Origin of the sequence: Paenibacillus sp. LK1, from assembly GCF_002750415.1 — a bacterium.
GTDB classification, from domain to species: domain Bacteria; phylum Bacillota; class Bacilli; order Paenibacillales; family Paenibacillaceae; genus Paenibacillus; species Paenibacillus taichungensis.
Genome location: NZ_PEII01000017.1, coordinates 20,906 through 44,121 on the forward strand (window position 1 = coordinate 20,906; position 23,216 = coordinate 44,121).

Here is a 23,216-nt window from a genome sequence, read left to right on the forward strand (position 1 = left end):
AGCGCTCGCCTAAAAGCTTTCTGAAAGAAAGCTGCATCGGAAGCATATGCTTCGCTTTTATCACCGGATTTTCCCTTTAAGAAAAGGGAATCAAAAAATCTGGGAATAGCAGCGATCGAAAGATTATTCTGGACTCGTAGTGTTTTAGTGTAAACTCATTCGTTCAACTTATATAACAGAAGTCGAAAATTGGTACGCATTTTGTGATATTTCTCGGGAAATAAATCGGTTGTGTTTCGCCATGAAACGCGAAGCCATGGGACATTAAAGGAGGAGCATATTGTGAGTATCAAAAGAGCGCTGGTCAGCGTGTGGGATAAAACAGGCATCGTGGACTTTTGCCGCGAGCTGTCGCAAATGGGTGTGGAGATTATTTCGACAGGAGGTACAAGCAGTCTGTTGTCGAAGGAAGGCGTACCTGTCATCGGAATTTCGGATGTGACCGGATTCCCGGAGATTATGGACGGACGTGTTAAAACATTACATCCGGCAGTGCATGGTGGTTTATTGGCTGTACGTGACAGCGAAGAGCACAAGCGCCAGATGGAAGAGAATGGACTGGATTATATCGACCTCGTTGTTGTAAACCTGTATCCGTTCCAGGACACCATCGCCAAACCGGACGTAACGTATGAGGACGCAATCGAGAACATCGATATTGGTGGTCCAACCATGCTTCGTTCTGCTGCCAAAAACCATGCTTATGTTAGTGTCGTTGTAGACACAGCAGATTATGGCAAGGTGCTTGAAGAGGTCCGCAGCAATGGGGACACCACACTCGAGACACGCAAACGGCTTGCGGCAAAAGTGTTCCGCCATACAGCGGCATACGATGCAGTTATTTCCGATTATCTCTCCAACCTGAACGGTGATCCACTGCCAGAGCGTCTGACGGTTACTTACGAAAAACTCCAGGATTTGCGCTACGGCGAAAATCCACATCAGCAGGCGGCATTCTATCGCAAACCGCTGGCAGCCCAAGATACGTTGACAACAGCCGAGCAATTGCATGGCAAAGAGTTGTCCTACAATAATATCAACGATGCGAACGCAGCATTGCAGATTGTGAAAGAATTTGAAGAACCGGCAGTTGTGGCGGTTAAACATATGAATCCTTGCGGCGTGGGTATTGGCGAAAGCATCTACGAAGCTTATGGAAAAGCTTATGCGGCTGATCCAACTTCTATCTTTGGTGGAATCGTGGCAGCCAACCGCATTATCGATAGCGATACAGCAGCTAAACTGAGTGAGATTTTCCTGGAAATCGTACTGGCTCCTGATTTTACACAAGAGGCACTCGACATCCTGACCAAAAAGAAAAATATTCGTTTGCTCAAAACGGGTGAACTGAACGCTGCCCGCAATCGGGAAAGTAACTTCGTAGTAACCTCCATCGACGGCGGCATGATCGTGCAACAAAGCGATGTGCATTCCATTGAAGCGAGCGAGTTAAAGGTAGTTACAGATCGTGCACCATCCGAAGAAGAACTGAAACAGCTGTTGTTTGGCTGGAAAGTGGTTAAGCACGTGAAATCCAATGCAATCGTGCTTGCAGCAAACGACATGACTGTAGGTGTAGGCGCAGGGCAAATGAACCGTGTGGGCGCAGCTAAGATTGCTATTGAACAAGCTGGAGAACTAGCCAAGGGAGCCATTCTGGCGTCCGATGCGTTCTTCCCAATGGGCGATACACTGGAACTTGCAGCGAAAGCTGGAGTTACGGCCGTTATTCAACCAGGTGGTTCGATCAAAGATGAAGAGTCTATCAAAGTAGCGAATGAATATGGTATTGCCATGGTGTTCACAGGCGTTCGTCACTTCAAACACTAGAACGAAAAAGGTTTAATAAGGGGTGTCGCCTGTCATGCTTATGACTTATGGTACACCCCTTCTTTTTTAAGCTATTTCAATATGTAATAGTATAACAAAACCAGTTATGCACGAAGGGGGAACAACACTAATGGATATTCTGGTAGTGGGCGGCGGTGGCCGGGAACACGCAATCATATGGGCACTGGCGAAAAGTCCGAAGGCAGGCAAGATTCATTGTGCTCCGGGAAATGCAGGCATTGCACAGCTTGCCGAGTGTCATCCGATTGCGGTAAATGAATTCGATAAACTGACGGCGCTTGCCGTTGAGCTTAACGTGGGATTGGTTGTTATTGGGCCAGACGATCCGCTCGCTGATGGCATTGTAGACGCTTTTGATAAAACAGGCATTCCGGTATTTGGACCACGCCGCAATGCAGCAGAGATTGAAGGCAGCAAAACGTTTATGAAAGACTTACTGCACAAATATAATATTCCGACTGCAGCCTATGAGAAGTTCGACAATTACGAGCAAGCGCAGGTTTATCTGAATGAGCAGGCCATTCCTGTGGTAATCAAGGCCGATGGGCTGGCAGCTGGAAAAGGTGTTACCGTAGCCTATTCCCGTGATGAGGCTGACCAGGCACTCCGCAGCATTATGGTGGACAAAGTATTTGGTGAAGCAGGAGCCAAAGTCATTATCGAAGAATTCCTGGCAGGTCAGGAAATGTCGATTTTGGCGTTTGTCGATGGGGAGACCGTTCGTCCGATGGCTGCTGCACAGGATCACAAACCGGTATTCGACAATGACCAGGGACCAAACACGGGCGGAATGGGTACATACTCACCATTGCCACATATCCCGGCCTCCATCATTGAAGAAGCGGTAGAGACGATTATTAAACCAACAGCCAAAGCGATGGTATCCGAAGGGCGCCCGTTCCAAGGTGTATTGTTTGCCGGGCTGATGATTTCGCCAGATGGTAAACCCAAAACGATTGAGTTCAACGCTCGTTTCGGTGATCCTGAGACTCAGGTCGTATTGCCGCGTCTGAAGAGTGATCTGTTCGACATTTTCTGGGCAACTGTGCACGGGAAATTGGCGGATATCGAGATTGAGTGGAGCGACGAAGCCGCTGTATGTGTGGTGCTTGCATCTGGAGGCTATCCTGGTCCATATGCAAAAGGTGTAGTTATTGAAGGCCTGGATCAAGTCGACGAAGCAGTGGTATTCCATGCTGGAACGGCACGTAATGAATCTGGAGAATGGGTCACCAATGGTGGACGGATTCTAGGCGTTGTGGGTCTTGGTTCTGATATTGCCGAAGCCAGAAACAAAGCCTACGCTCAAGCGGAACGTATTCATTTTGACGGTAAACATCAACGTTCTGATATTGCTGCCAAAGCGTTGGTATAACTAATTCTAATTCATTGTAACTTGATAAAGTGAAACCAAAGGGCCCGTAAAGGTGTACACCGAAAAAGGTGTTTGCATCCTGCGGGCCCTTTTCAACGTATACATCATTATCGTTTCATTGCTGGACTTGTCATGGTCCGGATAAGGCAAAGAAGAATGGTTGTACTTAAAGGCCTGTAGTAGGTTTAATCGACTAAAGTAAAGGGTACCATTTCTATAAACTGTTCTATACTAATTATGTGAACCATATCACATAAAATAAAACTGTAGATCGAGAAAGACCACATACATAAAAGTTTATTTTGTGAACTCATTTTATTATCTATATTCCAAACCATAACGTGCAACTGGATGGTTTGGCGTAGAACATGTTATACTTTTCTGAAACAGGAATGAACAAGAGGGGAGGTGGATATCTATTGGGAAGGCGATATTGTAAACTGTCCAAATGGAGAATTTTGGTGGAGTAAATCGAGAAACAATGACAGCATGAGGGGGAACCCTGTTTTTAGTGAAGTAGTTTCTATAAGTGATTGACTTCATCCTGAATTCCTGTTTTGCAATTTTACAAGGTCAAAGTACTACTTATACACAATTTATCATTTATCGATTTCATATAAGGCATACGCCATATTGAACGTCAATCAGCTGTTGAATGGTTAACCAAGTTAACCGATGACGCTGTAACTATCTCTGGAGGTGAATCCCTGAGAAGCGGGGAAATCATTGGACATAATCACCATATTAAATATTGTATTACTCATTATCTTGATTGCGTTGACCGCATTTTTCGTTGCATCTGAGTTCGCTGTGGTTAAGATTCGTACATCAAGAGTGGATCAACTGGTTGCCGAGGGGAATAAAAAAGCCATATTGGCCAAAAAAGTAGTCTCGGACCTCGATTATTATCTGTCAGCCTGCCAGCTTGGTATTACCGTAACTGCCCTTGGATTGGGGGCGCTCGGTAAGCCAACCGTTGAAAGGTTGTTATACCCGGTATTTAATTATCTGGACGTTTCAGCTTCCATATCGGCGGTTGCTTCCTATGCGATTGCCTTTATCCTAGTCACGTTCCTGCACGTGGTGGTTGGGGAGATGGCTCCCAAAACGATGGCGATTCAATTTTCGGAAAAATTGACGCTGTTGCTCTCGCCGCCGCTATATTGGTTCGGAAAAATTATGTATCCCTTCATTTGGGCGCTGAATGGTGCATCCCGGGTAATTCTTCGGACATTTGGCGTGAAGCCTGCCGGACATGAACAGGCCTACTCGGAGGATGAGATCAAAATCATCATGAACCAGAGCTATGAAGGAGACGAGAACAACAAGACTAAGCTTTCGTATCTGGAAAACGTATTCGTGTTCGATGAGCGTGATGCCAAAGACATCATGGTTCCGAGGACAGAGCTTGTGACACTGAATCAGAATATGACTTACGACGATATCATTCCGATATTGGATGAGCATAATTATTCACGTTATCCCGTTATCGAGGATGGGGATAAGGATCGAATTGTTGGTGTAGTGAATGTGAAAAAGATTTTGCCTGACATGGTCGCCCTTAGGGAGCACCAACTTATCGATTTTGTTCGGGAGATTCCGTTCGTATCTGAAGTTACAAGTATCCAGGATGCCATGATCAAGATGCAGCAGGAACGCGTGCACATGGCTGTGGTGGTGGATGAGTACGGAGGTACTTCGGGAATCATTACAATGGAGGATATTCTGGAAGAGCTTGTCGGCGAGATTCGGGATGAGTTCGATGCTGATGAAGTTGCAGACATTCAGATAACCGGAGAGAACCAATATCTCATTAACGGCCGGGTGCTGCTGGATGAGTTGGAGCGACAGTTTGGGCTTGTATTTGAAGGTAATGAAGAAATGGATACCGTGGCTGGATGGATTCAGTTCCAGAAGGGTGTCGGTGTGGAACAAGGCGATACGGTAGAACACGGTGATTATGTCTGGACCGTTGTGGACGCAGAAAATTTTCACATTAAGCAGGTTCTGCTTGAACGTGTAAACGGTACTGAGGTCGATGAATCTGCCAGTGACCTGGCGTGATGTTGGTTCGATCATGACTGTAATCTAGGGTATGACTGCCCATTTGGCTACTGCCCTCAGAATTTAAATGTTTTGGCAACGTAGCAGTGTAGGGGACGGAAACGATTCTGAAGAAGCGTAGCGTTCGCGTTTGCAAACCAATTTTATACCTTTGAAAACAACAATCAGGAAAATTTGGAGGCAATGGCGATCGGAAGAACGAACCGTCACCGGAACATCACTCGTGCATCACTTAATTAAAACTTGGAGGTGAATCCCTCATATTGAGGGAAATCATTGGACGGAATAATAGCCTTAAACTTATTTTTAGTAGCCGTATTTATAGGTCTGACCGCCTTTTTCGTTGGAGCGGAATTTGCAATTCTGAAAGTACGGATGTCCCGAATAGATCAGTTGATCTTGGAAGGAAACAAAAAAGCGGTGTTGGCCAAAAAAGTGGCTCACAATCTGGATTATTATTTATCTGCGTGTCAATTGGGTATCACGATCACAGCACTGGTATTGGGTGCGTTGGGTGAACCCACTGTTGAGAAAATGCTTCATCCGCTGTTTGAGCGACTGGAAGTCCCAGCGGCGTTGTCTACGGTACTTTCGTACGGGATTGCTTTGGCAATCATCACGTTCCTGCATGTCGTTATCGGTGAATTGGCACCGAAAACACTGGCGATCCAGTTTGCAGAGAAGATGACACTATTGCTTGCACCACCGCTGTACTGGTTTGGTAAGATCATGAATCCGTTCATCTACGCGCTGAATGGGGCTGCACGTCTATTGCTTGGCATCTTTGGTATAAAACCTGCCGGTCACGATACGGTTCACTCCGAAGAGGAACTGAAGCTGATTATGGCGCAGAGTTACGAGAGTGGAGAAATTAATCAGACAGAGCTGGACTATCTCAAAAACATTTTTGCTTTTGATGAACGTTTGCTTCAGGAGATTATGATTCGCAAAGAGAAAATCATTACGCTGGACAAAGAAATGCCGCTGGATCGTATGATCGAGGTTCTAAGGCAGCATGAATATACACGTTTCCCGGTGATCGAAAAAGGAAATCAGGATCAATTCATTGGATTTATCCATACAAAGGAAATGCTTACGAGTGTTGCCGCAGGCCGGGAGTTCAACATGGATACGTTTGTACACGACATGTTGAAATTTTCTGAGTTATCGCCAATTAAGGATGTCTTGGTCCAGATGCAGCAAAGTCGTTCCCATATCGCAACAGTTCATAATGAAGAAGGGGAAACAGTTGGTCTGGTTACGATGGAGGATATTCTTGAAGAAATTGTTGGAGATATTAAGGACGAGTATGATGGCAAAGATCTGGTTCAACCGCCTAAGCGATTAAAATTAACCTAAAACGTAATGCGAGATTGTAAGGATTGATGTTGTGCGGCGGCAATTGAATAAGTTTCAATGAAGACAGGTTTCCGAGTGATCGGGGCCTGTTTTTTTGCCCATCTCAGTATACTCAAGCGGCAATTAGCAGGTTAAAGCCCAGTAATATCTTAACTTTAAAACAAAAGCTTGCTTATTTAGTCCTAATGGATTAATATAAATTTAAAGAATCTTAATTTAAAGATAAATAACAAAAAGCGATGCATAACAAAATTCTAAATATAACAATGAACCAAATAAAACCAAGGGAGTGGAGATTATGTTCAGAACTTCAGGAATCCATCACGTTACGGCTTTTGTAGATGATGCACAGAAAAATGTTGATTTTTACGCAGGTGTATTGGCACTGAGACTGGTGAAAAAAACGATTAACTTTGATGCACCGGATGTGTACCATCTGTATTATGGCAATGAGGATGGGGCACCGGGTACCATCATCACCTTCTTCCCTCAACAAAATGCCAGAAGAGGTGTCATCGGTGCAGGACAGACTGGCGTAACTGTATATGCAATTCCGGTGGGCAGTTTGCCATTCTGGAAAGAACGTCTGACCTCTTTCGATATTCCATTTGAAAATAAAACAAGATTTGGCGAGCAGTACATTCGCTTCTTCGATAAAGGCGGTCTGTTGCTCGAATTGGTCGAGCGAAAAGGAGGCCAGCCAAGCCAGTGGGCATTCAACGGTGTACCGTCGGAACATGCTATCAAAGGTTTTGGTGGAGCTGTATTATTCAGCCATGTACCTGACAAAACAACGGAAGTGCTGACAACGATGCTCGGTCTGGAACAGGTAGGGGAAGAGGGTGGAATCATTCGTCTGCAGGCGAGCGGTGATATCGGTCAACTGATCGACATTCAATCAACTGGAATCCAGCGGGGAATTGGCGGAGCAGGTACGGTTCACCATATCGCATGGCGTGCAAAAGATTATGTCGAGCATGAACAAATGCAGCAGGAGCTTCAAAAAGCCGGTTATCATCCAACTTCGGTCATTGACCGTCAGTACTTCAACGCTGTGTATTTCCGGGAACCGGGAGGTATACTGTTTGAACTGGCTACTGATCCTCCAGGATTTGCACGGGATGAACCACAGGAAAGCATGGGTCAAAAGCTGATGTTGCCTGAATGGTATGAACCACAGCGTGAGCAGATTGAACAGCTGCTGCCACCTATTCAAGTACGTGAATGGAAAGGAGAGTCCAAATTATGACTACTACCAATACAATGAAACATATTTATAAAGCAGGTTCTCAGCCAGATGCACCCACCCTTTTGTTGCTGCACGGCACAGGTGGAACAGAGAACGATCTGGTAGGTCTGGCCGAGATGATTGCCCCAGGAGCAGGTATTCTGGGGGTGCGTGGTAACGTATCCGAAAATGGAATGCCCCGTTTCTTCCGCCGTTTGGCGGAAGGGGTGTTTGACGAAGAGGATCTCATTGCACGGACAGCGGAATTGGGTTCTTTTGTGGATGCAGCTGCTGTGGAGTATGGCTTTGATCGTGCCAATGTTTTCGCACTGGGCTACTCCAACGGAGCAAATATCGCAGCAAGTCTGATCTTCCACCAGGCTGACGTATTTAAAGGAGCGATTCTGCACCATCCGATGGTACCGCTTCGCGGTTTGGAATTGCCAGACCTGAAGGGGCTGCCTGTATTCATCGGCGCAGGAGAGAACGATCCAATTGTGCCGAAACGAGAAACGGATGAACTCGCTTCATTGCTTAGTGGAGCAGGTGCAGTCGTGCATATGCACTGGGAACGTCAGGGGCATCAGTTGACTCGTACCGAGGTGGAGGCTGCAGCGGTTTGGTTTAAGACTCAGGCTTGAGTCGAAGTGACTGTATGCAGAGGTAATATGTTATTGATAGCAAAAGAACACCGTTAACCGTACAGGTAATGGTGTTCTTTTTTATTGCTATAGTCTATACAAACTTAGATGTATCATTGATAATTTATTTGTAGCTACCAGTTACAAAAACGGACTGTGAATCAAATCCTATATTTGGTAGATCAGCAGTAAATTTAAGTTTTTTAACTCCTCCGATATCAAACGAAGCCGTTTGTTTTCCGCTAGAAGCATTTATTTCGAACTCTTTAAGAAGGGTATCTCCATCGAATACTTTTAGACTAACGGTATTATTCATTTTAACGGGAAATACAGAAAGTTCTATCGTTTGATATTTCCCTTCTGGAATTAAAGTGAATTCTTGACTTAAAAAAACTTCTTTGATAACTACTCCAGATTGATAATCTTTGTCTTGAACTGTAAATTGTTTGTCTTTTGTTACGAAGGAATCATGCTTCACTTCAATTTTTTCGGAAGTAATAGGTGTTGTATCTGTTTTCTCACCAAGCATAAGGGTCTGGCTACTGTTGTTATAATCTACGGCGACCCCAAGTGCTTCACCTACAGATCGAACAGGTAGATATGTCGTATTGTTATATGTAATTGCTGCTAGTTTTTTACCATTCTGATCTACTGGACTCCATGTTTTACCTGAAATGCTGTAGTTAATTCCCCAGTTAAGATTGGCAGTAATTTTCTCCAAGATAGGCGCGGCTCCTGCTCCGATAGCCATACCACCGAGAAGTGTAAAACTTGATAAAGCGATAATAAACTTTTTCTTCTTCACAAATTATTCCTCCTAAAGTAAATATATGAATTCAATGTAATTATATTACTTTAGACATGGTGTGACAATGATTTTGTTGGTCTTAAAGACCTATGCCTTGTCCTAAAGTGTGGAATAATCTATAATCAAGTAATTGATAATCATTTTCAATTAGATTCGGTTTGTTATGACTATGCGTGTAATCAGGAGGGGAAGATGAAGCCTAACCATAGCTCACATTCTTTTGGTTCAAGTGCATTTATTCAGACCCGGGATGGTCGCAAACTACATTATATGTCCAGAGGAACAGGCGATCTGACCGTTGTATTTGAGTCCGGTATGGGCTTCTCACGATCGACCTGGGGGCTGGTAGCACCTGTTGTTGCTGAACATGCACGTGCCGTCGTGTACGACAGGTCGGGGACAGGACGAAGTGAAGTCGATTCGTCTGCGCGCAATCTCCGGAGAATAGCAGAAGACCTGGACGATCTGCTGACTGCATTGGGGTCTGGTCCGTTCATATTGGTAGGGCATAGTTGGGGAGGCCCGATTGTACGAGCGGCTGCGGCCTCAAACCTATCAAGATTAAGGGGAATCATCCTAGTTGATCCTTCAGACGAGCATTGCCAATTGTACTTTTCCAAAGCAGCCAAATTCAATTTTGGCTTGAACAGTCTCCTTATTCCACTCATGGCACGTACAGGATTGTACAGATTATTAGGCAGCAGACCTGGAAGTGTACAGCCTGACGATGTTGTCAGGGATCACCGTTCCGAGGATTTCACTGTACAGGCGGCTAAGACAATGGTTGCAGAGTCGAAACCTTTTCTGACTGACTTGGCTTCCTTGCTGATTACTCCTCTCGATCTTGGTGATTTGGAGGTCAGCATCATCTCGGGTACGAAAATAGGCACGGGAGAACATAAAATAAGACCTGCTATTATCGAGGCACACCGCCGGACTGCGAGTACTTTAACGAATGCAAAATGGATCGGAGCCGATCGATCCAGCCATATGGTCATGTTTACAGATCCACAGGTCATTGTTGATGAAATATTGCGAATGGTAATTGATGCGAGCTCAGGCGCAAGAACAGAACAAAAGTGATACAATAAAAAGAAAAAGCAATGCTTGCATTGCCAACCAAGATAAGCGGAGTGTGGATAAGAGATGAAACCAGTGGAACAAGAACCAACGGGAACTGCCAATTCCGGCCGTACCGGTGTTGGCATGGAAGATATCGTGCGCGCACATCATGTGCTGCGTGAAGTCATTGTAAGAACGCCATTGCAGCGGGATGCTGTATTGTCGGCCAAATATAACTGTAATGTGTATCTTAAACGGGAAGACCTACAGGTAGTCCGTTCGTTTAAAATTCGTGGAGCATACAACATGATTCGTAGTCTGACTCCAGCTGAACTGGAGAAAGGCATTGTCTGCGCGAGCGCGGGTAACCATGCGCAGGGAGTTGCTTTTTCCTGTAATGCGCTTAGCATCCACGGCAAAATCTTCATGCCGAGCACAACTCCAAACCAGAAGGTAAAACAGGTCCGTCGATTTGGTGGAGATAATGTTGAAGTGGTGCTGACAGGTGATACGTATGACGATGCTTATGAAGAAGCTATGCGTGCGTGTAATGAACAGGGCATGACGTTTATCCATCCGTTCGATCAACCGAAGATCATTGCGGGTAATGGTACGGTAGCGATGGAGATCATGGAGAGTCTGGATGAAAAAGCGGATTATGTTTTCGTAACTATTGGTGGCGGCGGTCTGGCTGCTGGTGTTGGAACTTACATGAAGACGGTTAGCCCGGAAACCCGCATTATTGGCGTAGAACCACTTGGCGCGGCTTCCATGAGTGAGGCGATGTTCCGCAAGCAGGTTGTGACGTTGGATGATATTGATAAATTCGTGGATGGTGCTGCGGTAAAACGCGTCGGTGATCTGACCTTCGACATCTGTAGCGGCACGTTGGATGACATCCTGAAGGTGCCTGAAGGCAAAGCCTGCACCACCATTTTGGAGCTATATAATGAAAATGCGATTGTTGTGGAGCCTGCCGGTTCTCTGGCGGTTGCTGCACTCGAGCAGTATCGCGAACAAATTGCGGGCAAGACGGTTGTCTGTGTGATTAGCGGCGGCAACAATGATATCGATCGGATGCAGGAAATCAAGGAACGTTCGTTGATTTATGAAGGTCTGAAATATTATTTCATGGTCAATTTCCCACAGCGTGCGGGAGCTTTGCGTGAATTCCTTGTGGAAGTATTGGGACCCAATGACGACATTGCCCGTTTTGAATATACGAAGAAGCATGATAAGGAAAATGGACCTGCCTTGGTGGGCATCGAGTTGATGTACAAGGAAGACTACCAGCCGCTGATTGAACGTATGAATCGTAAAGGTCTCGCGTATACCGAGCTGAACAAAAATCTCAATCTGTTCAACATGTTAATCTGATGAATCAATCCAATGTGAAGTCGGACCGTAGTGAGGCGCAGCCTCTGTTGAGACCTGCTCGCATAGAAGATGCGGCACAAGTCATTCCTCTGCTTTATCAGGCGATTGGTGATATTGCCTATGCTCTGGCGGGTGAAGGTGAGCATGAGAAAGCGATGCAGATATTGCAGCAATTTTACGTGCAGGAAGACAATCGGATCAGTTATCGCAATATAACGGTAATGGAGCAGAACGAACAGGTCGCTGGAATACTGGTGGCATATGATGGCGGTGAAGCAGATCGTCTGGATCAGCCGATTCTGGATCGGCCTGGTCGGAGTACAGATGAGAAATATACGTTGGTCAAAGAAACCCGTCCCGGGGAGTATTATCTGGATACTCTATCCGTAAGCGAAGCGTATCAGGGGCAGGGTATCGGCAAGGCATTGATGGCTGCTTTTGAGCAGCAGGGTAGGGAACTGGGACACTCCCAGGTATCCCTCATTGTTGAACGTGACAATGGGCGGGCCTTGATGTTGTACGAACGCCAAGGTTATATCAAGGATGAAGTGATTGTCATTGCTGGACATGAGTATAACCATATGGTCAAGCCAATTCATCGATAGAACACAAAGAAAACCGACATGGGAGCGAATCCTATGTCGGTTTTCTTTGTGTTCTTTAAGTGCTTTAGGTGATTAATATCATGAATTATTTAATAGCCGGCATACGCCCCGGTCGGAACATTCTGTTCCAGCCATTTCTCCACCGCAGCTGTTTTCTCATATCTCGCTTCCTTAACGACATCCATAAAGGCACCCAGCTTGGTGAGGAATTCACTATCGACGGATGCAAGACGCTGTAAGACGCCGTTGTATCCTCTTTGGGCGTTCGCAACCATTTTGTTCGTGTCATAATCAAACAGCGGTGTATTGTTCAGCCCATAAAAGGTATACAGCGTATAACTGTTCAACAGATCTTGCACCTGCTTGGCACGATTCGATTTCGGATGCAGCTCCAGGAATCTTTCCTGGCTGAGTGCCCGAAGGAGAATTTCCTGATAGCCAATGACCAGAGCACCGTCATCCGCTGGCAAGTTTTTCGTTTCCTTCGTCATGATCATGATGTAGCTTGAGATATCTTCTGTAATATCAGAGGTATATTTCACGAGTGCCGCATAATTCATAATGGGATAGAGGGAGCCTTCGAGCATGACGAGGCGATAACCGCTGTCACGGGCTTCTTTTAACAGTACACGCAGATCGGAGTCCTGGGTACGCCCCATGAGTTTGGTGAAGCTGTCGTTCGTTTGGTATGCCTTGAGCATCTTGTCCTGAATGTTAGGAACGAGCAAGCGGTCCGTCATGGAGGTTAGAGCCTTCAGGCGTGCATTCTCCAATTGAAGCACCATCAGGGTAGCGTGATGCTTTGTTACTTTTTTGATATTGGATTCCAGAAAGGTGTCAGCGGCGGGTAAGCCGTTCTTTTTTTTGAGCATGGACTGAAATGTTTTATATATGGCGGTTGAACTGCTGGTGGTTACTTTGGTATCCGGGCTTGAAGGTGCGGCAGTAGCAGCTCCAGATGTAGCTGCGGTTCCTGTAAAAATTGCAGCAATGGTAAGGACTGTGATATAGAATCGTACCCCTTTGCGTTGTCCAGATAAATACGATGATGTCATCTGTGTGAACCTCCCGTAATTTTAAAAATAATAGGTTGTTATTCACTATACCTTAAACGAATTTAGGAAGGATGTTGTTGCGGAATAATGACAAATTCTTCTGTTATTTTTAACCTTTGGAGGGTAGATGGTGCAAGGACATTTCTGCGAAAATATTTTTTGTGGGATTGGAAACTTTTACTCATGTTCATACGTCTTAGATGTGCACAGGAAATTACAGGAATAAATTGAAATTCAAAAAAAGATCACATTTTAACTCAAACAATGAAGAGAATGGGGATATTGGATATGAAGAAAGCGGGAGGACGTCAAGTGAAAAAGGTGATGTCAGCACTGGCCGTATCGGCTATGTTGATGTCTGCACTACCAACGTCGGTTATGGATGCAGCTGCGAGAATTAGTATATATATCAACGATGCGGAGCTTTCGTCCGCACAGGCCCCTGTCATGAAAGGTGGACGTGTACTGGTTCCGTTGCGGTCCATTTTTGAAGGATTAGATGCCACTGTACAGTACACCAACAAAACCAAAACGATCACGGCGAACCGGGGTGACCAAGAAGTATCGCTGACGCTGGGTTCCAAAACGGCTTACATCAACGGAGAAGCGGTAGCGCTAGATGTACCTGCAAATACCATCAAAGGAAATACGATGGTTCCGATTCGTTTTGTCAGTGAAGCTTTTGGGGAGAAAGTATTCTGGAATTCCCGCAATCAGCGGGTAGATATCAAAACAACGTCCACTCCTCCTGTGGATGATACGAAATATGCAGCATGGAACATTTATGGTTCTGTATCCGGGAGTAATGGGGATGGTCGAGATCTGACCGTAAGCTTCACACGTCCGACGTCCGAGAAGGCTGTGTCGGCATATCGGATTATGCTGGTAAAAACACGTGATGTGAACAGCTTTACTGAGTCTGCGGCATCAGTCGTTCCATCCAGCAATTATACATCCATTTCTCCAAATGGTACTGATCCAAGATTAACGCTGAACGCTCAGACACGCGACGTGAACGGGGATTTGTTAAATACAAGTGAAACCTATCGTTTATATGTACTTACGGTGGGGAACAGCAACAACAGCTACAAAAATCAGCTGGCGTGGTCTTCCCAGTCCTTGAAATTAAACAATGTGAAAACAACGGTGCAGCCTGTCACAGGTCTGAAGATCGCAGATATCAGTGACTATGGCGATGGACGTGACCTGGAAATTAACTTCACACAGCCGAGTACAACATCCAATATTACGTATTACCGTGCTTTTGTCGTTAAGGCGAAAGATGCTTCTTCATTCAATCTGACTACGGCAAATAATGTGTCCAGTTCGAATTCAACCATTATTTACAAAGGCAACAGCACAGCGGTTAAAACCCAGCTCAGTTCCTCGACGCGTGATACATCCGGGGAATTGATCAAAAACGGCACATCCTATGTCGTGTATATTGTATCCGTGAGCTCCAATGCGGCAACAGCAGACAATAAACTGTCCACAGTATCCTCTTCACTTACGCTGGGCGTAAACACAGCAACAGCACCAGTTATCACATCAGTGAGAGATAATTCGGATTATGGAGACGGGCGTGACATTCAGGTGAGCTTCAACCGTTCATCCGATGAATCCAAAGTTGCTAATTATCGAATTTTCGTAGTGCGGAACTCGGTATCCAGCAGCTTTAATCTGACTACGGCGAGCAATCTGTCTTCCAGCTTGTACTATAACGTGAACAAAACAGGCAACAACATTACAACAACACTGCCATCCTCCATGAAGGACACAAGTGGTTATAACGTAACGAATCTGCAAGATTATCGAATCTATGTTATGGCTGTAGGCAACCAGCAGAATGGATATACCAATGCGCTATCTTCCTCGTCGACACTGTTGAGACTGACAACGAACAGTAATGCTGGCGTTGCAAGCAATATTGGGGTTGCTGATGTGAGTGACTATGGCGATGGACGCGATCTTCGGGTTTCGTTTACCAGAGCTTCAGATGAATCCAATGTTTCTGCGTATCGTGTATATGTTGTCCGTTCCGGCAATGCAGGCAGCTTCACACTGAGCGCGGCTAACGCATCGAACAATTATTATCAGGTGAGCAAAACGGGTGGAAATCAGTCATTTACTCTTCCGAGCAACGCGGTAGATACTAATGGATCTCGAATCTCTAATGGTGTTTCTTATCGTGTATTCGTCCTGTCGGTAAGCAATAGCGGCAATTCCAACCAGAATGCATTGTCATCTTATTCTTCACAAATTACGCTAGTACAGAACTCGACTGTGGCCGCTCCGACCTACGTGAATGCAGCGGACATCGGAGATAATGGAGACGGTAGTGATTTGCAGGTGACATTTAATAGATCGTCTAATGAGACGAATGTTTATCATTACCGTGTTTTCGCAGTCAAATCGGCGAATTTGGGTGGGTTCGATTTGGCAGAAGCAAATCGGAATCCAAACTATAAAGTTGTGAATAAAGCTAGCGGAAGCGGAAATTATACTTTGACTTTAAAGGATGTAAAAGCAACAGATGGTACAGATATTCGAAATGATGAAAACTATCGTATATTTGTGCTCGCAGTAAGCAATAACAGCAACTCTTCCAATGTGCTGTCCACAGCTTATGCTGATATTAAATTGTCTGTAACAAGTGCTGTTGGAGCAGTTAAAATCACTGATGTAGAAGTTAAAAATGAAGAGCAAGCTGCTGGCGATGCAACGGATGTGACCTTGAGATATACTGAACCAGCTTCAAAGGTAGGGATCAGTCGTTATGTTTTAATGGTTGCCCCGACTGGAAGCACATTTAATCTAAGTATGGCAAAGAATATTGCATTAGTTAATAATAGTAGATCTGTAGAGTTAAATGGAAGTCCGGTTTTACTTTCAAATGCTCTGCTTGACATTAACGGTCAAAATATTGTATCGGGCAAGTCGTACACGGCTTACATTTTATCAGAGTCCTCCGACAGCAAACGTGATTCAAGCATAGCTAAAGCTACTTTCATAATTAATGCTAAAAAACAGTCACCAACATTTGTAGAGAAGGTAGCAGATGTGAAGGCAACGGCAACCGATACTTCGATTAGTGTAAGTTTCACCAAGCCTGGCAATGAAACTGGAGTTGCAAGCTATGATGTTTACATTGTTAAAGCTAAGAGTGGATCAGGTGATGCTGGAAATGCATTAGCGAGTGTAAGTGTTGGTAGTAGCCCAGGAACAGCAACAGTGAATATTGGAGGTTCCTTCAATGATTCGGATGGTACAGTTTTTGAAGCGGGAGATTACAAAGTTCTGGTAGTTTCTGTGGCTAGTGATATTACGAAGTATAAAAACAACAAATCAGAAGTAGCTACATTTCCAATACCGGCAGCTCCCACGGGTACAGACCAAGGAAGCAGCAATACACCAGCACCAGCTGGAGATACACCATCTTTATAATAATAAAGAAAGTTTAACGTTTAATAAGTTAAGTAGTTCGTCTTGATGAGCTCCAGAAGTAGTGGAGGGGACGGAATCGATTCTGAAGAAGCGGCAGCGCTCGCCTTTGTCTCCGAATTTAAACCTTTTAAAGGTTGAATCAAAAAAAATTTGGAGACAACAGCGATCGGAAGAACGATCCGTAACCGGAACGGTCTCTTAAAGAAAGAAACAATCATATCAATCAGAGTTATGTTAACAATCCGGCTCCCTTTCCATATGAGAAGGGGAGTTTTTCTTGATCTTAAAAGTTGTTCTGTTACCCCAGTAGATTGTATGAATCAAATATAATCCACTTAAAAATCCTGTCACTAAAAAGGTTCCTTTGGCTGTTGCTGTAACAAGGCAAACCGATGGATAATAGGAGAAAGAAGAGCATGATCCGAAAGGAATGATGGGATGCTTGCATTTCGCTTGACCGGCTTGCCGGATTCCCGGTTACCTCTGTATCTGTATTGTGTGGGAACACAAGAAGAGAAAGTTCATTTTAGACCGGATGGATTTCCGGTGTATCAGCTTTTTTTGTTACGCAGCGGCAAGGGGGAATTTAAGGTTCCAGGTGAAGGAGCGTGGACAGTATCGGCAGGTGAACTGTTCGTGATCGAACCGGGGGTGGCCCATGAGTATATTCCGCATTCCAAAACACACGGGGAGCTTGGATATATTGGCATTGGTGGAGAGGCGGCGGGGGCGGTGCTTCGGTCGGCGGGATTGTTGCCCATGGGGCCACGGCGCTTGTCCGAATTTGAACAGTTCTGGTCACGAGTGACGGACATCTGGCACTCGCTGGGTGATGGGATGAGTGAAATGTGGAACAGTTCAACAATCATCTATCAGCTTATTCTGGATATTTCACAGTCCATCTTCCCGCTTCATGATGCGACAGAAGAGCGAGAAGCAAGAAGTAGGTCGTTAACACGTTCTGAGCGTGAGTCGGAATCGGCAAATGAAGCATTCACACGAGCAGTGTCGCTGATGCATACACACTACCAGGATGATCTGCTGTTGAAGTATATAGCTGAAGCCGTTGGTTATTCGGTGCAGCACCTGAACCGATTATTTCACCAGAGGCATGGAATAACGGGACATCAGTATATGCAGCGATTACGTTTGCAGAAGGCGTCGGAATGGCTGGACAAGCACCCACGAGCAAGTGTAAGAGAGGCCGCGGAGACGGTTGGTATGGAAGTGAACTACTTTATCCGGATGTATAAGCGAGAATTCGGAGAGACCCCGGGCAAGGAGATCAAGCATCGCATTCAGCTCAAAATGGAGAAAGACTCTATGGGCTCTGGATCATCTATATGAAGTATGACAAGGTCATCCTTTCGGGTATGGATTCAGTTTCAAACGAGCTACTGGCCGTAATATAAGGTTACTTATGAGTTGTGGTAAGTGATTACCTTTACTTATGCTAGATAAAAAGCATTATGAGGTTTCCTATACGTCTGTAAATAAAAAATAGCTGTCGAGAACTTCTCAACAGCTAGCTAGGGGCCATTAAGGCCCCTTTTTTGACATTCGATATTCTATCTCATCACCGAATTGTCGTACTTCACTCGTAATTCATCTTCGCACATTACATAACTGTACGATATACCCAATGCTGGTGCCCCACAAAGGGCACCAGCATCCTTACGCTTTCTTTTGTCCGAAGAGTGGTCTCAACGTAGCTAATCCTACAATCCCGATTACGAGACTAATCCACGGAGCCAACGTAAATACAGGAAGGCTGTCACGCAGCGGATATCCTACAAATAAGACAAGCACAACGATAACGATATAGATGACGATTCCGCGAAGATTGACCTGTGGCCTGGCAGTCTTGTCTGCTCCCTGATCATCTGGACGCTCAGCAAGGCGACGAAGCATTTCAACCAGTGCAATACCCCCAACCGCGGCAACGATCAAGGAGAACAGGCTGATATGGCTAAATGGTTCCGTATCTCCACCGGTCCAGCCAATAAATAGCCCAACCGCACCTTGAATCAGCATGACAAAAGACAAAGCTGCCCAGGAGATCATGAAGTACCATTTGGGCGTCCGTTTCACTTGATCCGGAGTCTCCACAGGTTGGGCTTCAACTGCTTCTGTCTTCTTGGCTGACGTACTGGTTTTATTGGATTTGCTTCCGCCCCGTACGGCCGTACTTGAAGCTCTGGATGAGTCCATATTTGATTCACCAGCAGTTGCAGCCGGATTATTGTCTGCTACTCCTAGTTGTGAATAGATATGTTGTTCCAGATCAGGTCCATATAATTCTCGAGCTGGATTACCGTCACGCTGAGCTTGTACGATGGCTCTTCCAGCCGACAGAATCCACTCTTCCTGTGTTCTCTCATCTGCAGGTGATTGACGCGCAATGGTGCTGATCTGATCGAACAGTTTTACATGTTCCGGTGTCATCTTACTCATTTCGGTCATTTGCCGATTCTGTATTTCTTTCAACTTCTTATAGGAAATCCCCAATGATTGCTCCCCCTGTCTACACACGTTCTGATCCCCGATGAATCTGGAGACCCTGACGGTATTTTAGTATACGGGAAGGGCTCTCGTTTCGCAAAGTCATTCCTTATAAAACAACTGTTTGCGATTCGACCATAGCCCTGCGCAGGCCAGAATGACACAGGTGCATAACAGCACCAGTTTTCCGTGACTACGAATCCATTCCAAGATGTGTTCCATGAATTCAACCCTTTCGCCAGAAGGAATCGGAGGTAAATGTTGGCTATGATATATGGCTTAGGTTCTCCGTGGTTCGCTGTTAATATGCGTAAGGGATCGTCCAGTTCTAACGATTGTGTGAAGAATGAATAAAGTACAGCCGATTCCACCACAATAGTAGCATTTCCAACAGAAACCAGGGATAGGAGTGTGGCAGGAATGGATCAACAAACGGAACAATTAACAAGGAAGCTGCTGCTGAACAGCAACTCCCGTGGAGTAACGGATGAGGTTGTGCCAATGGATGAGACGTTGGAGGATGCTGAGTATGCGGAAGAGTATTCACAAGGAACCTTTCAATCAGGGAGCTTCTGGGGGAATTCGAATTCGGCTCATGAACATGAATGGCAGGGTCGAGTGGAGACCCATGAGATGTTCCGTCGCAGTTATGAGTAGTGGCTTCAATTATTAGGAATGACTCGAGTCAGCTGTTGTCAGCTTGGCTCATTTTTTTTGCGAAATTGTCGATAAAATGTAGACCAGGTACGTCTGGAAATGGACGTTCATTCACGTTGACTTGAGGTTCACAGGATGATAATATACTAATATCATCTTAATACACATTAAACTTATCGGATTTATATATAATTAACAAAATGAACATGAGCAGGGAAGAATGGAAAGGGGAAATGGGCATGGAGCGTCAGATCAGTATTCGTCATGGGCAGGAAGAATTAACAGCCACGATTCATTATCCGGTCGTCAAAGACATCAAGGAGGGAAATCACCAACAGCGCGTGCCTCTTGCTGTCATCTGCCATGGATTCGTAGGAAGTCGGATCGGTGTAGATCGTCTGTTTGTGAAGACCGCACGTGAGCTGGCCGAAGATGGGTATTTGGTACTGCGCTTCGATTACATCGGCTGCGGGGAGAGCAGTGGTGAGTACGGAGCTGAAGGACTTGAATCCATGATTACCCAAACACGTTCTGTGCTGGACTATGCGGTAAACTGCAGTGATGTAGATCCAACCCGTGTAACGCTGATCGGTCATAGTCTGGGTGGAGCTGTTGCTCTGCTGACTGCTGTCCGTGACAAACGTGTCAAGAATCTTGTTATGTGGTCATCCGTGGGATATCCGTTCAATGATATTGTGAAAATTACGGGACGTGATGTATACGATGAAGGGGTGAAACTGGGGTCTGCTGATTATCTCGGCTACAAGTTTACACCAGCATTTTTTGAATCACTGGCTGAACATCAGCCATTCCAGGAAGCCGTTAAATTTAATGGGGATGTTCTGGTGGTGCACGGCACGTCGGATGAGATCATTCCTGTCGATTACGCATTCCTATATCAAAAGGTATTCTGGATGCGTCAGGAAGGCCGCTGCGACAAGGAGATTATTTTCCAGGGCGATCATACCTTCTCTTCCGGTAAAGAGCGTGAACAGCTAATTACGCGTACGAGAGAATGGCTGGGAGAACGTCAGAAGATTGAACAGGATTGGCAGCACTGGATGATCTAAGAGAGGTTAAGTATCATTCTTTATCGTTAGGCTGGAACATTCAATATCCAACATGGATTGGTCCACAAGGCAACATGCGCGTCCAGATTGCATCTGATTGGGATGTTAGCTTGGAAAAGCGCCTTCTTCGGAGTAAAATAGAAGGGTAAGCATCCTATCCGTGTCTGGAGGTTGGCAGCAATGACATTACCCGCACTATTCATTGCGCATGGTTCTCCCGCTCTGGCGGTGGAGAGCAATGACTACACTCAATTTTTGAACCAGCTTGGAGACAGGCTGCCGGCTCCGAAAGCCATTGTTGTATTTACGGCGCATTGGGATCGTCCCGAACCGTCCGTGACAATGGATGATACACATCAGACCTTGCATGATTTTTACGGATTTCCCTCTAATATGTATACAATGAATTACCCTGCGCCTGGTCAGCCAGACCTTGCGAATGAGATCTGCGCTCTGTTCACCCGTAGTAATCTTCCACATCAACCGGTTCGAGGTCGGGGATTGGATCACGGGGTATGGGTACCGCTGTTACACATGTATCCAGAGGCCAATATTCCTGTTATTGCGGTATCTGTCGATTCGCTGCGTTCCCCGCAGGAACAGTATGATATTGGGCGGATGCTGGAGCAGCTGCGTCATGATAATGTGCTGATCATTGGCAGCGGCGGAACGGTTCATAACTTGCGCATGCTTGGCAGTAATGATGAACCGCAAGACTGGGCAGTGGAGTTCGATAACTGGATTGGCGAACGGCTGGAGCAGTGGAATACGAGAGAGCTGTTTCAATATGACAAAAAAGCACCTCATGCCCGCACGGCAGTTCCATCTTATGGAACGGAGCACATTGCGCCTTTGTTTTATGCCATGGGTACGGCTGATATGTCACGATCTGCAAAACGTCTATTCCAGTCGTATCCTTACGGTACGCTCAGTTTAAACTGCTGGCAGTTTGGTGACGGCGTATAACTTGGAACAGACAAGAGTATGTGAACAAGTCTTTGAGTTTTACTTTGCAAATAATACCTAGTTCATCGACCAGCCAGACTTAGGTTATGAATGAGCTGAACCAAAAAAGGTTTCTGCGGCCAGCGTAATGGGCCTCAGGAACCTTTTTCTATAACTTGAGCATTCTGCAAATTAGTATAATCACTTGCGAATCTCGAAAAGCTCACATGCTGTACGCGAGTGATATGCCAGTTCACTTACACTGGACTGAACCACAACGGTATTACTGTCAAAACGGATAATGACGCCACCGGAATCAATCTGGTGATTATCTTTGAAAACACGGACTTTATGCTTCATTTCCATAGCTTCCTGGAAGTCGGCATCGGTCTCAAGACGGCGCTGGGTTGGCATGTCATGTACTCCTTTAATTGTAGTCGATCGATATGTTCATCATAATACGTGTTTCTGTCGATGGGCAAGTCAGATGACCTACAAGCATATATAAAAAAACAAAAAAGTCCTGCTCTCCAGGGGGAGGGGAGCAGGACCGGAAATGTCTATTTACGATTTAGGCTGTTTTGTGCGTATGGTTTATCGTTGGTGTGTCTTTAGGCTGACTTCCTTTGTTGCGAGTGAACAATCCGCGAAGGTAAGGCATTACCCAATGATCCAAACCGATTTTACCAGCGTTCGCACCAGCGACTACAAGGAAGATTTCCATCAGAACTAATTGAGCATTCGTGCTTACTGTTCCCGAGAAGAGGAACGCGAAGTTCATGACCATCGCCATCAGTGCTGCAAGTGTTGTAAAGCATCCAAGAATGAGACCCAGACCTACAAGGAATTCACCCAGCGGGATGATGAAGTCGAACAGTCCTGCATTTGGTACCGCGAAGTTCTCAAGGAATGTTCCCCACCAAGCTTGAACGGTTGGGTTTTCACCCGTTGCTTTTCCTACAGCGCCTGCAAGGAATCCGCCAGCTTGGAATCCACCTGTTAATTTGCCCCAGCCGTGTGTCATCCAGTCGTAACCGATATACACCCGAAGTACTGTCAAAATCCACATTGCCACTTTGTTTTCTCTAAGCCATTGGTTGAAGCTGAACATATAAACCACTCCTTCATGGAATTTAGTGTGTGTTGTTTTTTTTGTTTTTCTAAGTGATCACC

At 45.5% G+C, this 23,216-nt stretch carries 19 protein-coding genes; 14 read left to right on the forward strand and 5 right to left on the reverse strand.

Annotated features, from left to right (window positions below; translation table 11 throughout):
* Window positions 1-282: 282 nt before the first annotated feature.
* The 6 genes from purH to CS562_RS28535 all read left to right on the forward strand — a co-directional run bounded on the left by purH (window position 283) and on the right by CS562_RS28535 (window position 8,518).
* Window positions 283-1,830 carry a bifunctional phosphoribosylaminoimidazolecarboxamide formyltransferase/IMP cyclohydrolase gene (purH, locus tag CS562_RS28510; protein WP_076291588.1) on the forward strand — a complete coding sequence of 516 codons (1,548 nt, stop codon included), beginning with the start codon at window positions 283-285 and terminating at the stop codon, window positions 1,828-1,830.
* A gap of 130 nt (window positions 1,831-1,960) precedes the next feature.
* Window positions 1,961-3,226 carry a phosphoribosylamine--glycine ligase gene (gene purD / locus CS562_RS28515; RefSeq protein WP_076291589.1) on the forward strand — a complete coding sequence of 422 codons (1,266 nt, stop codon included), beginning with the start codon at window positions 1,961-1,963 and terminating at the stop codon, window positions 3,224-3,226.
* A gap of 726 nt (window positions 3,227-3,952) precedes the next feature.
* The gene (locus tag CS562_RS28520; RefSeq protein WP_099858967.1) at window positions 3,953-5,290 is read left to right on the forward strand and encodes a hemolysin family protein; all 1,338 of its coding nucleotides are present in this window, start codon (window positions 3,953-3,955) and stop codon (window positions 5,288-5,290) included.
* 276 nt (window positions 5,291-5,566) lie between these two features.
* Window positions 5,567-6,649 (forward strand): hemolysin family protein, encoded by a 1,083-nt coding sequence (locus CS562_RS28525; RefSeq protein WP_099858968.1) that lies wholly within the window; start codon window positions 5,567-5,569, stop codon window positions 6,647-6,649.
* A gap of 298 nt (window positions 6,650-6,947) precedes the next feature.
* Window positions 6,948-7,898, forward strand: coding sequence for a ring-cleaving dioxygenase (locus CS562_RS28530; protein WP_373561770.1), 951 nt, complete (start codon window positions 6,948-6,950; stop codon window positions 7,896-7,898).
* Between the two features lie 14 nt (window positions 7,899-7,912).
* Window positions 7,913-8,518, forward strand: a complete 606-nt coding sequence (locus tag CS562_RS28535; RefSeq protein ID WP_099859048.1) for an alpha/beta hydrolase — start codon at window positions 7,913-7,915, stop codon at window positions 8,516-8,518.
* A 124-nt stretch (window positions 8,519-8,642) separates the two neighbouring features.
* Here CS562_RS28535 and CS562_RS28540 read toward each other — a convergent pair whose 3' ends face one another.
* Window positions 8,643-9,323, reverse strand: a complete 681-nt coding sequence (locus tag CS562_RS28540; protein WP_257219636.1) for a stalk domain-containing protein — start codon at window positions 9,321-9,323, stop codon at window positions 8,643-8,645.
* A gap of 195 nt (window positions 9,324-9,518) precedes the next feature.
* On the opposite strand from CS562_RS28540, the gene CS562_RS28545 reads away from it, so the two are divergent.
* The 3 genes from CS562_RS28545 (at window position 9,519) to CS562_RS28555 (ending at window position 12,370) form a co-directional block, all read left to right on the forward strand.
* The gene (locus tag CS562_RS28545) at window positions 9,519-10,409 is read left to right on the forward strand and encodes an alpha/beta fold hydrolase (protein ID WP_099858970.1); all 891 of its coding nucleotides are present in this window, start codon (window positions 9,519-9,521) and stop codon (window positions 10,407-10,409) included.
* Window positions 10,410-10,472: 63 nt separating this feature from the next.
* A complete protein-coding gene (ilvA, locus tag CS562_RS28550) occupies window positions 10,473-11,765 on the forward strand; it encodes a threonine ammonia-lyase IlvA (RefSeq protein ID WP_076291595.1) in 1,293 nt (430 codons plus the stop codon).
* Window positions 11,765-12,370 carry a GNAT family N-acetyltransferase gene (locus CS562_RS28555; RefSeq protein ID WP_099858971.1) on the forward strand — a complete coding sequence of 202 codons (606 nt, stop codon included), beginning with the start codon at window positions 11,765-11,767 and terminating at the stop codon, window positions 12,368-12,370. The genes ilvA and CS562_RS28555 overlap by 1 nt, the downstream gene beginning before the upstream one ends.
* Before the next feature lie 89 nt (window positions 12,371-12,459).
* Here CS562_RS28555 and CS562_RS28560 read toward each other — a convergent pair whose 3' ends face one another.
* The gene (locus CS562_RS28560; protein WP_099858973.1) at window positions 12,460-13,425 is read right to left on the reverse strand and encodes a hypothetical protein; all 966 of its coding nucleotides are present in this window, start codon (window positions 13,423-13,425) and stop codon (window positions 12,460-12,462) included.
* A 288-nt stretch (window positions 13,426-13,713) separates the two neighbouring features.
* Here CS562_RS28560 and CS562_RS28565 point away from each other — a divergent pair, with 288 nt between their 5' ends.
* Together CS562_RS28565 and CS562_RS28570 are read left to right on the forward strand one after the other, a co-directional pair.
* On the forward strand, window positions 13,714-16,869 hold the full coding sequence (locus CS562_RS28565; protein WP_180287238.1) for a copper amine oxidase N-terminal domain-containing protein: 3,156 nt from the start codon (window positions 13,714-13,716) through the stop codon (window positions 16,867-16,869).
* Between the two features lie 438 nt (window positions 16,870-17,307).
* Window positions 17,308-18,216, forward strand: coding sequence for an AraC family transcriptional regulator (locus tag CS562_RS28570; protein WP_099858976.1), 909 nt, complete (start codon window positions 17,308-17,310; stop codon window positions 18,214-18,216).
* 327 nt (window positions 18,217-18,543) lie between these two features.
* Here the strand turns inward: CS562_RS28570 and CS562_RS28575 are convergent, their stop codons facing one another.
* The gene (locus CS562_RS28575) at window positions 18,544-19,377 is read right to left on the reverse strand and encodes a DUF1129 family protein (RefSeq protein ID WP_099858977.1); all 834 of its coding nucleotides are present in this window, start codon (window positions 19,375-19,377) and stop codon (window positions 18,544-18,546) included.
* 414 nt (window positions 19,378-19,791) lie between these two features.
* Between CS562_RS28575 and CS562_RS28580 the strand changes: the two genes are divergently transcribed.
* The 3 genes from CS562_RS28580 (at window position 19,792) to CS562_RS28590 (ending at window position 22,064) form a co-directional block, all read left to right on the forward strand.
* Complete coding sequence (locus tag CS562_RS28580) at window positions 19,792-20,028, forward strand: hypothetical protein (protein WP_076291598.1); 237 nt, start codon at window positions 19,792-19,794, stop codon at window positions 20,026-20,028.
* Window positions 20,029-20,267: 239 nt separating this feature from the next.
* Window positions 20,268-21,098, forward strand: coding sequence for an alpha/beta hydrolase (locus tag CS562_RS28585; RefSeq protein WP_076291599.1), 831 nt, complete (start codon window positions 20,268-20,270; stop codon window positions 21,096-21,098).
* Between the two features lie 180 nt (window positions 21,099-21,278).
* Entirely contained in the window at window positions 21,279-22,064 is a 786-nt protein-coding gene (locus CS562_RS28590; protein WP_099858978.1) for a DODA-type extradiol aromatic ring-opening family dioxygenase, read from the forward strand.
* Between the two features lie 180 nt (window positions 22,065-22,244).
* Here the strand turns inward: CS562_RS28590 and CS562_RS28595 are convergent, their stop codons facing one another.
* On the reverse strand, window positions 22,245-22,457 hold the full coding sequence (locus tag CS562_RS28595) for a hypothetical protein (RefSeq protein WP_076291601.1): 213 nt from the start codon (window positions 22,455-22,457) through the stop codon (window positions 22,245-22,247).
* 157 nt (window positions 22,458-22,614) lie between these two features.
* Window positions 22,615-23,154, reverse strand: coding sequence for a DoxX family protein (locus CS562_RS28600; protein WP_064642274.1), 540 nt, complete (start codon window positions 23,152-23,154; stop codon window positions 22,615-22,617).
* Window positions 23,155-23,216: the final 62 nt, after the last annotated feature.